11 protein-coding genes, 1 pseudogene and 1 riboswitch are annotated in these 15,108 nt (G+C 68.3%); of the genes and pseudogenes, 4 read left to right on the forward strand and 8 right to left on the reverse strand.

Annotated elements, in window-relative coordinates:
- Positions 1–313: 313 nt before the first annotated feature.
- Entirely contained in the window at positions 314–1,327 is a 1,014-nt protein-coding gene (locus ACYVF6_RS29180; RefSeq protein WP_460525810.1) for a LacI family DNA-binding transcriptional regulator, read from the reverse strand.
- A 48-nt stretch (positions 1,328–1,375) separates the two neighbouring features.
- On the opposite strand from ACYVF6_RS29180, the gene ACYVF6_RS29185 reads away from it, so the two are divergent.
- Positions 1,376–2,170: an enoyl-CoA hydratase/isomerase family protein gene (locus ACYVF6_RS29185; RefSeq protein WP_460525811.1), complete on the forward strand. Its 795-nt coding sequence runs from the start codon at positions 1,376–1,378 to the stop codon at positions 2,168–2,170.
- 22 nt (positions 2,171–2,192) lie between these two features.
- Positions 2,193–2,280: riboswitch (ZMP/ZTP riboswitch) on the forward strand.
- An 18-nt stretch (positions 2,281–2,298) separates the two neighbouring features.
- A pseudogene (locus tag ACYVF6_RS29190) lies at positions 2,299–3,405 on the forward strand (hypothetical protein); the annotation flags it as partial.
- Here the strand turns inward: ACYVF6_RS29190 and ACYVF6_RS29195 are convergent.
- The 7 genes from ACYVF6_RS29195 to ACYVF6_RS29225 form a co-directional block, all read right to left on the reverse strand.
- Positions 3,365–4,438: an ABC transporter ATP-binding protein gene (locus tag ACYVF6_RS29195; RefSeq protein ID WP_460525812.1), complete on the reverse strand. Its 1,074-nt coding sequence runs from the start codon at positions 4,436–4,438 to the stop codon at positions 3,365–3,367. The pseudogene ACYVF6_RS29190 and the gene ACYVF6_RS29195 overlap by 41 nt on opposite strands.
- Positions 4,435–5,469, reverse strand: a complete 1,035-nt coding sequence (locus tag ACYVF6_RS29200; protein ID WP_460525813.1) for an ABC transporter ATP-binding protein — start codon at positions 5,467–5,469, stop codon at positions 4,435–4,437. Before ACYVF6_RS29200 ends, ACYVF6_RS29195 begins: the two co-directional genes overlap by 4 nt.
- An 8-nt stretch (positions 5,470–5,477) precedes the next feature.
- Positions 5,478–6,629 (reverse strand): ABC transporter permease, encoded by a 1,152-nt coding sequence (locus ACYVF6_RS29205; RefSeq protein WP_460525814.1) that lies wholly within the window; start codon positions 6,627–6,629, stop codon positions 5,478–5,480.
- A gap of 15 nt (positions 6,630–6,644) precedes the next feature.
- Entirely contained in the window at positions 6,645–7,586 is a 942-nt protein-coding gene (locus ACYVF6_RS29210) for an ABC transporter permease (protein ID WP_460525815.1), read from the reverse strand.
- Positions 7,587–7,613: 27 nt separating this feature from the next.
- Positions 7,614–9,566, reverse strand: coding sequence for an ABC transporter substrate-binding protein (locus ACYVF6_RS29215; RefSeq protein WP_460525816.1), 1,953 nt, complete (start codon positions 9,564–9,566; stop codon positions 7,614–7,616).
- Between the two features lie 30 nt (positions 9,567–9,596).
- Positions 9,597–11,192 (reverse strand): FAD-dependent oxidoreductase, encoded by a 1,596-nt coding sequence (locus ACYVF6_RS29220; protein ID WP_460525817.1) that lies wholly within the window; start codon positions 11,190–11,192, stop codon positions 9,597–9,599.
- Positions 11,193–11,386: 194 nt separating this feature from the next.
- Entirely contained in the window at positions 11,387–12,472 is a 1,086-nt protein-coding gene (locus ACYVF6_RS29225) for a LacI family DNA-binding transcriptional regulator (RefSeq protein WP_460525818.1), read from the reverse strand.
- A 61-nt stretch (positions 12,473–12,533) separates the two neighbouring features.
- Here ACYVF6_RS29225 and ACYVF6_RS29230 point away from each other — a divergent pair, with 61 nt between their 5' ends.
- The gene (locus ACYVF6_RS29230) at positions 12,534–13,508 is read left to right on the forward strand and encodes a phosphotransferase (RefSeq protein ID WP_460525819.1); all 975 of its coding nucleotides are present in this window, start codon (positions 12,534–12,536) and stop codon (positions 13,506–13,508) included.
- Positions 13,509–13,570: 62 nt separating this feature from the next.
- Entirely contained in the window at positions 13,571–15,097 is a 1,527-nt protein-coding gene (locus ACYVF6_RS29235; protein ID WP_460525820.1) for an alpha-N-arabinofuranosidase, read from the forward strand.
- Positions 15,098–15,108 lie beyond the last annotated feature (11 nt).

Here is a 15,108-nt window from a genome sequence, read left to right on the forward strand (position 1 = left end):
CAGCGAGCGCCCACAAATGCCCGCGACGGCGACCAGCAGCGATGACGGCCAACAGCGGTGGCGGCAAGCTGCGGCCACCGCAAGCCCAGGTGCAGGCAGCTCGCCACCATCGCGATCGACAGCAACCACAACCAGTCGCGTCCGATGCCAGCGGCGAAAGCCAGCACTGCGATGCCACCGCGACACGAGCAACATCGGCAGCCCGCAGCGGCCGGCAGCTGCGGTGATGGGAAGCTGCCGTGACGGGCAGCTACGGTGGCGGCTGGTTGCGGCTACCGCAAACTGAGGTGCAGGCGCTCGGCCGCCGAAGCCGTCAGTCGCGGGGTGGGGCGGTGGAGCCGCGGCGGAGGAGTTCGGGGGCCGGATCGGTCACTGTCATCTGGCGTGGGCCGGCGCCGCCGGTGATCTCGCCGAGGAGGCGGACCGCTCTGGCGCCCATCTCGCGCAGGGGGAGGCGGACCACGGTCAGTGGAGGGCTGGCGTGTTCGGCGAACCAGGCGTCGTGGAAGGCCACGATGGACAGGTCGCCGGGAACCTCCAGCCCCGCCTCTCTCGCCGCCGTCAGGGCACCGATCGCAGACAACAGGGTGCCGACGAAGACCGCGGTCGGGCGTTGGCGCGTGGTGAGCAGCTCCATCAGCCCGACGTACCCCGTCTCGGGGCGGACGCCACCGACGCGGAGGAGGTCGGGGGACACAGTTAGGCCTGCCTCCCGCATGGCGTCGCGCCAGCCGGCGCGGCGGTCGCGGGCTCGGGAGTTGCCTCCGCCGAGCTCGAGGTGGGCGACCCGTTGGTGACCTAGCGCCACCAGGTGCCGCGTGGCCAGTGCCGCCGCCCGCCGGTCCTCCACCGCGACACCCGACAACGGCGGGCGGACCCGCTCGTTCAGGATCACCAGCGGCAACCGCGCGCCCGCCACCCGCTCGACCACGCGGTCGGACGCCTCGCCGTTGCGCTGCAACATCAGCCCGTCGATCGCGCCGCCGCGGACGACGCGGCGGAACGTGGTGTCGTCGGAGGCGAGACTGTCGACGTCGGCGAGGATCAGGATGCTGCCCTGCTGCCTGGCCTCCGCCTCCGCGCCGGCGATGATCTCGCCGTAGACCGGGTTGTGGATGTCATGCACCGCCAGCCCCAACGTGCCGACCGAAGCCCTACGCAGCGCCCGGGCCGCATGGTTGGGCGCGTACTGCAGTTCCTCGGCCGCCGCCAGCACGCGGTCGCGCGTCTCGGGCCGGATCCGCAGCGACGGGTCGCCGTTGAGCAGCCTGGACACGATCGACGGCGTCACTTGCGCCAACCGGGCCACCTCGACGATCGTGGACACGGCTTCAGTGTAGAAACGTTTTAACGCGATCGTGAAGGAGACCCGGCCATGAGCGAACAGCGCCTGCACGACCACCTCGTCGAGCAACGCCACGCGAACGGCGTCGCCGTGTTGCGGATCGACCGGGAAGAGGCGCTGGGCGCGCTGTCGCGCAGCATCCTGGAGCGGCTCCGCGACTACTTCGCCGCGCTCCAAGGCGACGACGACATCCGCGTGCTCGTCCTGACCGGTACCGGACGCGGCTTCATCGCCGGCGCCGACATCACGGAGTACCACAACGTGAGCCGGCCCGCGTTCGACGACTACCAACGCCTCGGCCGCGAGGTGTTCTCCGCCCTGGAACGCCTCCCCCAGACCACGATCGCGGCCGTCAACGGCTACGCCCTCGGCGGCGGCTTCGAGGTCGTGCTCTGCTGCGACCTGATCGTCGCGTCCGAGAAGGCGAAGTTCGGCCTGCCCGAAGTCAAGCTCGGATTGCTCCCCGGCGGCGGCGGTACGCAACGCCTGGCCCGCGCCGCCGGCTCCAGGTTCACCAAGGAGCTCGTCCTCACCGGCCGCTTCGCCACCGCGGCCGAACTGCAAGCCCTCGGCCTGATCAGCCAGGTCTGTGAGCCGGATCGCCTGTACGAACAGGCCGTCGAGCTCGCCGGAACGATCGCCGGCCAGGCACCGCTCGCCACCCGCGCCGCCAAGCGCCTGATCGATGACGGCCTCGCGATGGAGTTCGAGACAGGTCTCACCGTCGAGCAGCAGGTGCTGTCCAACCTCTTCGCCAGCACCGACGCCAAGGAAGGCATCAACGCGTTCATCGACAAGCGCGACCCCGCTTTCAAGGGGAACTAGCCAGGGACGCTAGGTACAGTAGGAGAACGGCCGCGACTGGCGAAGGTGGACCACCACCGGGGAGCGGCCGCACAAACAAGACGCGAGCGTCGAACGCCTGGGCGCCTCCGTCAGCGACAGCAGCTGAGGAGGCAACCAAAACCATGCATCTGCGCTACGGCACCAACCCCCACCAGGCCGCCCGAGCCACCCCGGTCACCCCCGGCACCGAGCCGATCACCGTGCTGAACGGCCAGCCGTCCTACATCAACCTGCTCGACGCCCTCAACGGCTGGCAACTCGTCCGCGAAGCCGCCCACGCGCTGGGCATACCCGCGGCCGCCTCGTTCAAGCACGTCTCCCCCGCCGGCACCGCCCTGGCCGGCCCGATCGACGACGTAACGGCGGAGCTGTACGGCGTCGCCGATCCCGGAGACCTGGCCAGCGCCTACCTCCGGGCCCGCGACGCCGATCCCAGGTCGTCGTTCGGCGACTTCGCTGCCGTCTCGCATCCCGTCGACGCCGAGCTGGCAGAGTTGCTGACCACTGTGGTCTGCGACGGCATCGTCGCTCCTGGCTACGCGCCCGGCACGGTCGCCACGCTCGCCAGGAAGAAGCGCGGAAGCTTCCTCGTCATCGAGGCCGACCAGTCGTTCACGCCGCCCGAGCAGGAGCATCGCGACGTCTTCGGGCTGCGCCTCACCCAGGACCGCGACCAGCCGAAGCTCCACGCAGGCAGCCTCGAGCTCGTCACCGGCGACCCGATTCCACCACGCGCCGCAGCGGATCTCCTGCTGGGCATGGCGACTCTGCGCTTCACCCAGTCCAACTCCGTCTGTTACGTACGCGACGGCGCAACGCTCGGCATCGGTGCCGGCCAGCAGTCGAGGGTCGACTGCACCCGGCTCGGCGGCGCCAAGGCCGACACCTGGTGGCTGCGCCGTCACCCCGCCGTTCGCGCACTGACGTTCCCGCCAGGCACCAGACGCCAGGACCGGATCAACGAGCAGATCCGCTACCTCGAGGACGAGCTCACAGCCGCCCAACGAGACCAGTGGATCAGGCAACTCACCGGCGTCGCGTTCGTGTCGGACGGCGCGCTGCCGTTCCGCGACAACGTCGACCACGCCCACCGCCACGGCGTCAAGTACATCGCCGAGCCCGGCGGCTCGATCCGTTCCGGCGACGTGGCCGCCGTCTGCCGGGAACACGGCATCACGCTCGCCCGGACCGGCCTCCGGCTGTTCCACCACTGACATCCCTGACACCACTCACACCTGCCAGCGACAGTTCGTCCGTACGCAGGCAGGCCACCCGATGCCCCGGCGAGATCTCGTCGAGCGCCGGCCCGGAGCCGGCCACATCGCACGTACCCTCCACCGCATACGTGCACCGCGTGTGGAACGAGCAACCGGCCGGCGGGTTCGCCGGATCCGGCAGGTCGTCGGACAGCCGGATCCGGCGTCCGGTCTCGCGCAGCAGGGGATCCGGCCGCGGCACGGCCGACAGCAACGCCTCGGTGTACGGATGCCGCGGCGTGGAGTAGAGCGACGCGGTCTCCACCAGCTCGACGAGCTTGCCGAGGTACATCACGGCAACCCGGTCGCACACGCTCTCCACGACGGACAGGTCGTGCGACACGAACAGGTACGTCAGCTCGAGCTCCTCCTGCAGATCCCTCAGCAGGTTGAGGATCTGCGCCCGCACCGACACGTCCAGCGCCGACACCGGCTCGTCCGCGATCACCAGCCGAGGGTTCAGGATCAGCGCCCTGGCGATGTTGACCCGCTGCCGTTCACCACCGGAGAACGCGTGCGGGAACCGGTCCATGTACTTCGGCGACAGTCCCACCCGCGTCAGCATCTCCGCGACCCGGTGCTCGAGCTCCGACCCCGAAGCGATCCGGTTCGCCCGCAACGGCTCGCCGACGATCTGCAGCAACGTCATCCGCGGGTTCAGCGACGAGAACGGATCCTGGAACACCACGCGGATGTCCCGCTGGAACGGCCGCAGCTCCCGGTATCCCAGCCGGGCCAGGTCGGTGACGGCGCCGGCGGAGTCCCGGTAGAGGACCCGACCCGTGGTCGGCTTCAGGATTCGCGAGATCGACCGGCCGAGCGTCGACTTCCCACAGCCCGACTCGCCGACCAGTCCCAGCGTCTCGCCGCGCCGGATGCCGAGGTTCACCCCGTCGACGGCGCGGAGCTGTCCGGCCGTACGTCCCAGCAGGCCGTGCTTGACCGGAAAGTGCACCGACAGGTCCCGCAGCTCGACAATCGACTCGTTCACGCGTCGACCTCCTCGACAGCACTCACCCGGTCCTGGGCATACAGGACGCACCGCGCCGTCCGGCCCTCCCCGACCGGCACCACAGGCGGGTCGTCCACGTCGCAGACGCCGGCGATCGCCGAGTCGCACCGCGGATGGAACGGACAGCCGGCAGGCCGGTCGGACGGATGCGGGACGTTGCCACGAATCACGCTCATCCGTTGCTTCGTCCCCTCCCCCATCCGTGGAATCGATCCCAGCAAGGCCTTCGTGTACGGATGTTTCGGGTCGTGAAAGATGTCGTTGACTGGACCATGCTCGACGACCGTGCCGAGATACATCACGACCACCTCGTCGGCGACCTCGGCGACCACACCCAGGTCGTGCGTGATGAACAACACCGACATCCCCGTGTCGGCCTGCAGATCGCGAATCAGGTCGAGGATCCGGGCCTGCGTCGTCACGTCCAGCGCGGTCGTCGGCTCGTCGGCGATCAGCAGCGCCGGGTCGCACGCCAGCGCGATCGCGATCATCACCCGCTGGCACATGCCGCCCGACAACTCGAAGGAGTACGCCGACATCCGCTGCTCCGCGTGCGGAATCCCCACCCGCCGCAGCAGCTCGACCGCCCGCACCCGGGCCTCTTCAGCAGACAGCGGTAGGTGGGTCTGGATCGCCTCGAGCAGCTGAGATCCGATCGTGTGGACGGGTGACAGCGAGGCCATCGGCTCCTGGAACACCATCGCGATCTCGGCCCCCCGGACACGACGCAACTGCTCGCTCCTGCGCCCGAACGTCGCCAGGTCCACGCTCTCGTCGCCGGCGCGGTGCCACCGGATCGAGCCGGAGACCACCCGTCCTGGCTCGTCGACCAACCCGAGCACCGATCGCGCCGTCACGCTCTTGCCGCAGCCCGACTCGCCGACCACGCAGACTGTCTTGCCACGCGGCACAGTGAGGTTCACGCCGTCGACGGCGCGCACTACACCCTCCCGGGTGAAGAACTGCGTCCGCAGGTCCTCGATCTCGAGCAGCACCTCGCTGGGTGGCATCGGCACCCTCATCTCTTGTACGGATCGGCGGCGTCCCGCAGCCCGTCGCCGACGAAGTTCAGCGCGAGCACGGCGACGACCACCGCGACGCCGGGAATCATCAACCAGGGCGCGGTCGCCAGCACCCTGACGTTCTGCGCGTCCTGCAGCAGCACGCCCCAGCTCACCGCCGGGGCCTGCAGGCCGAGGCCGAGGAAACTCAGCGCCGTCTCCGCGAGGATCATCCCCGGAATCGACAGCGTGACCGACGCGATCAGGTGACTGGTGAACGACGGCAGCATGTGCCGGAAGATCACCCGCGGCCGGCTGCAGCCGTCGATCCGCGCGGATGTGACGAACTCCTCCTGCCGCAACGCGAGGAAGCGGCCTCGAACGACTCGTGCCAGGTCGGTCCAGCCGACCACTGCCAGGATCACGGTGATCGCGAAGTACCGCTGCATCGGTCCCCAGTCGCGGGGCAGCGCGGCCGAAAGCCCCATCCACAACGGGATTCCCGGGATCGACATGAAGAACTCGACCATCCGCTGGATCACCGTGTCGAGCTTGCCCCCGAAGTACCCTGACAGCCCGCCGAGCAGGATGCCGAGCGCGAGAGCGATCGCGACGCCCACCAGGCCGATCGTCATCGAGATCCGCGTGCCGTAGATGATCCGTGAGAGCAGGTCGTAGCCGTTGCGGTTCGCGCCGAGCAAGTACATCGGCTGCCGTGCGTCCCTCGGCCCGATCAGGTGACGGTCGCCCGGGATCAGCCCGAACAGCTTGTATTCCTTGCCCTTGACGAAGAAACCCACCGGAACGCGATGCTTCTCGTCGACCTTGAAGGTCAGCTCGAACGTATCCGGGTCGACGGTCGATCGATAGCCCTTGACGTACAGGCCGGCGTCGGTGCTGAAGTGCAGACGCTGTGGCGGCGCGTAGGTGTACTGCGCGTTGAACGCAGCTGCCGTCGTCGGTGCGAGGAACTCCGCGAACAGCGCGACGAAGTAGATCCCGAGCGTGAGGACCAGCCCGATCATCGCGAGCTTGTGCTTGCGGAACCTCCACCACACCAGCCGCCACTGCTTCGCGGTCCGCCTGCGCGTGGTGGCCCGCCGCGCCCCACCAGCGTCCGGTGCGTCGGCGACTCTCGTCGTGTCGGCGTCGGGAAGCACGTGTGCCATCAGGGTTTCGCCTCCCTATCGGATCCCCGCCCGGACTCGCGGATCGAGCCAGGCCAGCAAGATGTCGGACAGCAACGTCCCGACGACGGTCAGCGCACTGACGATGAGGATGATCGAGCCGGCGAGATACATGTCCTGCGACCGCAACGCCCCGAACAGCAAAGGCCCTGTCGTCGGCAGGTTCAGCACCTTCGACACGATCACCTCGCCGCCCACCAGCCCCGGCAACACCCAGCCGACCGTCGAGACGAACGGGTTCAGCGCCAGTCGGACGGGATACTTGACGACCAGCCGATTCTCGGAGATCCCGCGAGCCCGGGCGGCAACGACGTAAGGCTTCTTGAGCTCGTCCAGCAGGTTCGCCCGCAGGATCCGGATCATCCCGGCCGTACCCGCCGTGCCGAGCACGATGACGGCGATCACGATCGACAGCGGCGAGATGCCGCTCGTACTCAGGTCGAACAGCCGGTACGCGCCGTACATCAACGCCAGCGCGAGCATGAAGTTCGGGATCGCGAGCCCGAGGAAGCCGAGCGTGGTCGCGAGGTAGTCGCCGATGGAGTACTGCCGCACGGCGGAGTACAACCCGATCGGGAACGCCACCAGCCAGGTGAAGAACAGCGCGAACGTCGTCAGGCCGACCGACCACGGCAACCGTTCGCCGATCAGGCCGGAGACGTCCCGCCCGTACTCGAAGGACTGTCCGAAGTCACCGTGGAACAGGATGTTGCCCATCCACGTGGCGTACTGCTGGTAGATCGGCTCACCCAGCCCGTACCGATGCCGCAGGCCTTCGAGCATCGCCGGATCGACCTGGTCGCCCTGCGCCTGCAGCTTGGTGACCAGCGCTGTCAGGTAGTCACCGGGCGGCAACTGGATGATCGCGAACGCCACGACGGAGATGGCGAACAGCGTCGGGATCATGTAGAGGCAGCGCCGGCCGATGTATGCGAGCACTCCGAACCTCCTAACCGTCCTTTGTGCTCAGTCAGCGATGTAGAACTGCTCGGGGTACGTCACGCCGGGATACGGGAACTTCGCGGCGAAGAACGTCTTCTTCGGCATGTTGTGGAAGTTGTTCTTCACTACGCCGTACGGCGGAACGGGAGTGCTGATCCCGATCAGATAGAACTGCTCCTTGCCGATCGCGAGGATCTGTTCCATCAACTGCTCGCGGCGTTTGGCGTCCGGTTCGCTGCGCAGCTGCTGGTAGAGCTGGTACTGCTGCTTGACCGGTTCCGGCGGCTCCGCCGCGCCCTTGGCCTTGCCTTCCGACTCCAGCCAGGCCGACCACAGCGGCGCGAACGTGTTGTCGTTCCCAGGCATCGGCAGGAAGAAGTTCGGCGTGTTGATGGGATCGAGCGCGCCGTCGCCGTCCCACACGTGCGCGTCGTGCTCGTTGGCCTCGATCAGCTCGTACCGCAGCTCCTGTGCGGTCGTGTGCAGGTCCATGTCGATGCCGACGGCGTTCCAGTAGCCCTTGACCAGTTGGAGAGCGTCGACCAGCTCCGGCTTGCCGGAGTCGGTGGCGACCACGACGCGGAACGCGATCGGCTTGCCGTCGGGGCCGAGCCGGAGGTTGCCGGCACCGCGTTTGGCGAATCCCGCCTGGTCGAGATGCTGGTTGGCGAGCGCGACGTCGTACTCCGTGTACTGCTTCCCCGCCGCCTTGTCGTGGAACGGGCTCGCGGGCGTCGGCACGGGCTGCCACGGCTCGCCCTGCCGCGCGTAAACCGCCTCGATGACCTCCTTGCGGTTGATCGCGTGCGACAAGCCGATCCGGAAGTCCTTGTTCTGGAAGATCTCCGCCTTGACCTTGTCCTTGCAGTTCTGGTTGAGCAGGATGGTCATCGTGTTGATCTTGTCGGGAACGAGGTTGAAGAAGCCGTAGCCGCCCGCCGCCCGGTCGCGGGCGAGCACCGGCTTGTTCGTCGTGGTCGTGACTACCCGGTCGATCAGGTCGATCTCGCCCTGGACCGTGCTGAGCAGGAGAACCTCGGCGTCCTGGAAGACGCCGTAGCGCACGCCGTCGAGGTATGGCAACTGGTTGCCGTCCTCGTCGACCTTCCAGTAGTACGGGTTGCGCTCGAACCGCATCTGCGTCGAGTTCGAGATCGGGTCGATCGGAACCCACGGGTGCAGCCGCGGCAGCTTGATGTCCTGCCACTGCAGGTCGCCCCACAGCGCGGCCTGCAGCGCCTCGACCCAGCCCGAGAACTTCGCCGCCTTGGCGTTCTTGTCTGCTTCCTTGTCGTACTCGCTGTGGTACTTCGTGAGGTAGTGCTTCGGCATCCTGGTGAGCAGGTTGCTCGGCTCGCTCGCGATCTGCTCGAGGAACAGGCCGTGCGGTGCGGCGAACGTGAACGTCACCGTGAGGTCGTCGACCTTCTCCAGCTTGCCGTTCTCACCGCCGATGTGGAACAGGCCGTACGGGTCGGGGTTGACCTCTTGGTTCGACAGCACGTCGGTGTAGGCGAACACGATGTCGTCGGCGGTGAACGGCTGGCCGTCGGACCACCGCATTCCCTTGCGCAGCTTGAAGGTGTACTCCGTGGCGTCGGAGTTCTTGCTCACCGACTCGGCGACGTTCGGGATCGGCGCGGTCCACTGCGGGTTCCAGCGCACGAGATTCTCGTACGCCAGCGCGTAGCTCAGCCGTCCGCTGTCGGTGCCGATCATGCCGTTGCGCCAGACGCCGCCGTAGCTGCCCGGGCCTTCGACCGGCTTCACGATCATCGGCTTGACAGGCAGGCGTTGCTTCAGCGGAGGCAGCTGCTTGCTGTCGACCATGGCCTTCAGCTTGGGCGCCTGGCCGTTCTTGCTCCTCGCCTTGCCGGCCTGCTCGTCCGGCGAGGAGCTGCACGCCGACAGGAACGCGATCAGCGTGAGACCTCCACCGGCTCGCAGGGCCTGCCGCCGGTTGATCTGTCGGTCCATCACGGTCTCCCTCTGTGTCTCGAGCAGGTTCTAGTAGCCGTGGACGTTCGGCCAGGACAGCTCGATACCGCTTTGCGTAAGGACTTTCTGGTACGCGGCGAGGTGCGTCTCGTCCTCGCGTACCTGATGCGGTGCGACGTTGCCGCGCAGGCAGTACGCGGCCAGGTGGCCGGCTGCCTCGCCGATGTTCCATTCCGTCGGATGCAGCCGGTAGCAACCGTTGGTGATGTGCGTCGTGCCGATGTTCTTGTTGGCAGGAAGGAGGTTGCGCATCCGCACCGGAAGCAGCGAGCCCAGCGGAATCTGGAACGGCAACGAGCCGACGTCGATGTAGTTGTCCCCGCCGGTCGACGGATGCAGGTCGATGCGGTAGGAGCCGATGCCCACCGAGTCGGCGTACCGCTGCGAGCCCTGCTGGCCGCGGATCGCGAGCGAGACGTCCTGCTCGACGACGGTGTACTCCGCGACGATCCGCCGCGACTCGCGAATGTAGGGATACTTCGCCAGGCCGTGGTCGGTGCCGAACACGTCGCCGCGCAGGCGGAGGCCGGGCAGGCCGGTGTTGCCGTTGGCGGTGGGCATCTCGGTCTGCATCCAGTACAGGAACGCTCGGCTCATACGCAGCGCACCCTCGGCGTGCTTGGCGGCTTCGGCGGCGTCGATGTCGAACAGCGGGCCGTCGACGTAGTCGATCATCGGCCAGTTGACGATCACGACATCGCTGTCGAACGTGCCGGGCGCGAAGTTCTCGCGGTCGATGATGCGCCGGAACTTCCACAGGTCGCGATCGCCTTTGTGGCCAGGGTTCTCGCCGTGCGGATTCATCGCGCGCGTCGCCGGCTCGAGGCTGCGCGGGATCGGCGCGACCAGGCTGAAGAACTTGTCCGGCCAGTACGGCGGCTGGAAGTCGCGCCAGTACGCGTAGTCGTCCGGCTTGTCGATCGTGTGGTCTTCGCCGGAGCGATGCTCGATCGCGAAGCACCAGGAAACCGCCTGCATGTTGAGCGGTTGCGCCTCGGCGGGTGCGCTGGGCTCGCCGGTCGCCGCCTGGGACTCGAAACCGGTGACGTACTCCGTGCTGGTGAGTGGGAGCAGGTCGCCGGTCTCGGTGGCGTCGAGCACGTACGGCGCCCGCACGACGAGCTCGTTGCCGCTGTCGGTGTCGAGCAGCGTCACGCTCGTCACGGTGTCGTTGTCGACCGTTGCCGCCGTCGGACGGTGCCGCAGGCGGACGTCGATCCGGTTGGCGGCGCGGTGCCGGGCGAACATGGACTCCATGACCGCGTGCCAGACCCGCGGCTCGGCGCAGAGGCGGCTGACGTTTCCGTTGCCCGGGTTGAGCGCGCGGTTGGCGCGAGCTTCGGGCGTCAGCGGATACCAGTCGCGGTAGGTGGCGCGGACTCCGTTGCGGAGCGTGCGATAGCTCGCGGTGCAGCCGAACTGCTCGATCCACGGGTGCTCGTCGGGTGGGACGCCCTGCGCGGTGAGCTGGCCGCCGATCCAGTCGGTCTCCTCGGTGAGCACGACCCGCAGGCCTTGGTCGGCCGCGGCCAGGGCGGCCGCGACGCCGCCGAGGCCACCGCCGATCACCGCGAGGTCCGCTCGAACTTCGACAGGTCCGGTCACGCTCAGCGCCTCCTTGGGATTCCTTCTGGATGCACACTCGTGCATACGTATGAGCAGCGGGCGAACGCGTCTTGCATCGAGCTGCTTCTACGTATGAACAGGAAGTTAGGGACGTTACGGTCGGGTGTCAAGGGGCGGTCAGATGGCTGCTTCGCGGTCTCCGCTGGGAGCAGGCGGGCGCCGACCGGATTCGGTCAGCGCTTCGCCCGGCCGCGAGGGCCGGCCGCGGCGACGGTGCTGCCGGGCATGATCGAGCACCTGACGACCGTGTTCTCGACCGTCGCGTCGGGCGAATCCATCAGCTCGAGCAACGCGTCGACCGCGATCCGGCCGATCCGCTTCCGGGGGATCTCCAGGCCGTCGTACGGCGGGTTCACCTCCGGCTGGACGGCTTCGAGTACGGCGATGGAGATGTCCTCGGGTACGCGCAGGCCGCGTTTCGCGAGCCCCTGGCGTACGGCTTCGGCGAGCGCCACGCTCTCGGCGACGATCGCGGTCTCCTTGCCGTCCGCGAGCGCTTCGATCCACTCCTCGGTCACGCCGAGCTCGCCGCCGAAGCCCGGCGATCGATCGACGAGACCCAGCCGCCGGACCGCGTCGGCGTAGCCCCGCGACCGGTCCTCGTACGGCTCCATGGACCCGTGGTGCCGCAGGTAAGCGAAATGCCGGTGGCCGTGCCCGGCGAGCAGCTCGACCAGCTCTCCGGTGACGCCGTAGTAGTCGGGGATGATGCAGGGGACGTTCGCGCCGGGCACGTCCCGCCGGCCGATCTGGATGAACGGATAGCCGTCGTTCCAGAGCCGCGCGAGGTCGTCCTTGTGGGTGGTGACGCCGAGCAGGATGCTGCCGTCGGCGAGGTTGAGCCGGTTGATGCCGTCGCGGTAGACCCGCCGCTTGCCGTTGCCGGCGCCGGTCGAGGTGAACAGGACGAGGTCGTAGCCGAGCTCTTCGGCCCGCTCCTCGATGCCCAGGAGGAACTCGAAGTAGAAGCCTTCGCGCGCATGCGGGAAGACCGGCTCGAACGTGTGGACGCCGAGCAGCTGGTTGCGCTTGTTGCGCAACCGGCGAGCGGAGGGGTTGGGCACGTAGCCCAGCTCCTTGACGGCGGCGAGCACCCGCTGCCGCGTCTCCTCCGAGATGCGCGCGGCCTCGACGTCGCCGCCCAGCACGCGCGACACCGCCGACTGCGACACGCCCGCCAACCGCGCGACGTCCGCCTGCCGGGGTGCCCGCTGCCTCCGTTTCGGTGGGCCGGCGTCGTCCTGGTCTTCGTTTGGCATACGTATGCACACCTCCGTGCCGAAAGCGTATCCGAGCCGGCCGCATCGATAGCCTCAGTCGATGCCCGTCTATCCGCTCACCGCCGCGCGCCGTGAAGCGGTCCTCGCCGCTCTGGCGAAGATCGCGGGAACGCCCGTTCGGCTGATCTCCGAGCAACCCATGGGCCACGAGTGGGCTCCGGTCACCCGCCTGGTGATCCAGACCGACCTCGGCGACTGGCCGAGTCTGCAGGACCTGCTGGTCGCCGACGATCCCGAAGCGGCGACCGCGGGCATGGTCGCGCTGGGCACCGCCGTGGGCCGCCTGCACGCGTCGACGCTCGGCCGGAGGGACGATCACCAGCGCATGCTCGACGCGTTCGCAGCCGATGTCGAGACGGGCGCGGGCTATGCCCTCGGAACGAGCCACTGGGACGCGATCGAGCGTGCCTGCACCGAGCTCGGACTGCCACCGGCGCGATCGGCACGAGACGACGTACTCCACCTGCTCGAGCGGGTGCACGATCCGGGTGCGCTTGCCGCGCTGACGCATCAGGACCTCAACCCGACCAACGTCCTGCTCACCGACGCCGGTGCCGGCCTGGTCGACTTCGAGAGCTGCCGGTTCGGGCATCCGGGGATCGACGCCGCCTTCCTGCACTATCCGTTCCCGCACCACAGCAAGCCCTGGGGACTGCTGCCGGACGCCATCGTCGAGGCCGCCGACGCGGCGTACCGGACCGCGCTGGCGCACGGTGGTGCCGATCCGATCCTCCAGGCGTACGATCGCGCGCTCGCCGACGGCGCGGCGATCACGCTGCTCGGGCGGGTCAGCCGCCTGCGGCTGCTCGCCCGCCCGGACCAGTCCGCGCGCGACAGCTGGCGCAGGCGGGGCCAGGTCGTGCAGCAGATCCGGACCTATCTGCGACTCGCGGAGCGGGCCGCGCGATCGCCGGGATTCAGCGCGTGGCTCGGCAGGCTGGAGACGGCGATGGCCGACCGCTGGCCGGACGCCACCGTCCCGGCGCCGCCGATGTATCCGGCGTTCGCCGGCTGAGTTCCTCTATCGGCCAGGATGAGGCATGTCGCCAAGGCCAGCTGGCGGTATAACGTCAAACCATGACCACGACCAGCGCACGCGCCGTCGTCGATCTCGACGTCACTGGCAGCAGGATCAGCCGGCATCTGTACGGGCACTTCGCGGAGCATCTCGGACGCTGCATCTATGGCGGCTTCTACGTCGGCGAGGACTCCCCCATCCCCAACGAGGGCGGGATCCGGCTCGACGTGGTGGAGGCGCTGCGTGCGCTGAACATTCCGAACCTGCGCTGGCCCGGCGGCTGCTTCGCCGACGAGTACCACTGGCGCGACGGCATCGGGCCGAAGGACCAGCGGCCGCGGATGGTCAACACGCATTGGGGAAACGTCGAGGAGAACAACCACTTCGGCACGCACGAGTTCATGGCGCTCTGCGAGCTGCTCGGTGCCGACCCGTACGTCAACGGCAACGTCGGCTCGGGCACCGTGCAGGAGATGAGCGAGTGGGTCGAGTACCTCACGCGCGACGGCGACAGCCCGATGGTCCAGCTGCGCAAGGCGAACGGGCGCGAGCAGCCATGGAAGGTGCCGTACTGGGGAATCGGCAACGAGCTCTGGGGTTGTGGCGGCAACATGCGCGCCGAGGCGTACGCCGACGAGGCTCGCAGGTACGCCACGTTCTGCCGAGACCATGGCGACAACCAGCTCTACCGGATCGCGGCCGGCGCGTCGGATGACAACCTGGCCTGGACAGAGGCGCTGATGAAGGCGGTCAGCTGCCTCGGCTGTACGAACCAGCCGCGCGGCATCTTCCAGGGCGTCTCGTTCCACTACTACACGGCTCCCGGCCCGTGGCGGAAGAAGACGCAGGCGACGGAGTTCGGCGACGACCTCTACTACGCCACCATGACCAAGGCCGCCGACATCGACCGGATAATCGCCGGGCACACGGCCGTCATGGACGCGTACGACCCGCAGCGCAAGCTCGGCTTGATCTGCGACGAGTGGGGCACCTGGTGGCAGGTCGAGCCGGGCACGAACCCCGGTTTCCTCTACCAGCAGAACACCATGCGCGACGCGCTGGTCGCGAGCCTGCACTTCGACATCTTCCACAAGCACGCCGCGCGGCTGCACATGGCGAACATCGCGCAGACCGTGAACGTCTTGCAGGCGATGATCCTCACCGAGGAAGGCGGCGCCGGGCTGATCCGGACACCGACGTACCACGTGTTCGAGATGAACAAGGGGCATCAGGACGCGCTGCAGATGCCGGTGCACCTGATCGAACGGCCGGATGCGTACGACGTCGACGGCACGCCGCTCGACCTCATCTCGATCTCGGCGAGCACCAAGGGACAGACCGCGCTGGTGTCGGTCAGCAACCTCGCACTCGACGCCGACACCACGCTTACGCTCGACCTGCGCGGCCGGGGCGTCGGCGCGCGTCACGCGCGGGTGCTCACCGCCGACAAACCCCAACTGCACAACACGTTCGACGCTCCCGACGCGGTGGCGCCGACCGAGATCGACACGACGTACGACGGCGGCAAGCTGACCATCGACCTGCCCCGCCACTCGTTCGCGACGATCCAGCTCGAGCTGGCGTAGGGCCCCGCCGG

The organism is Flindersiella endophytica, from assembly GCF_054779015.1.

Bases quoted from the DNA above. Each gene is read 5' to 3' on its own strand.
- ACYVF6_RS29185 (WP_460525811.1), top strand. From the start codon at position 1,376: ATGAGCGAACAGCGCCTGCACGACCACCTCGTCGAGCAACGCCACGCG.
- ACYVF6_RS29200 (WP_460525813.1), bottom strand. From the start codon at position 5,469: ATGCCACCCAGCGAGGTGCTGCTCGAGATCGAGGACCTGCGGACGCAG.
- ACYVF6_RS29205 (WP_460525814.1), bottom strand. From the start codon at position 6,629: ATGGCACACGTGCTTCCCGACGCCGACACGACGAGAGTCGCCGACGCA.
- ACYVF6_RS29215 (WP_460525816.1), bottom strand. From the start codon at position 9,566: ATGGACCGACAGATCAACCGGCGGCAGGCCCTGCGAGCCGGTGGAGGT.
- ACYVF6_RS29225 (WP_460525818.1), bottom strand. From the start codon at position 12,472: ATGCCAAACGAAGACCAGGACGACGCCGGCCCACCGAAACGGAGGCAG.
- ACYVF6_RS29230 (WP_460525819.1), top strand. From the start codon at position 12,534: ATGCCCGTCTATCCGCTCACCGCCGCGCGCCGTGAAGCGGTCCTCGCC.
- ACYVF6_RS29235 (WP_460525820.1), top strand. From the start codon at position 13,571: ATGACCACGACCAGCGCACGCGCCGTCGTCGATCTCGACGTCACTGGC.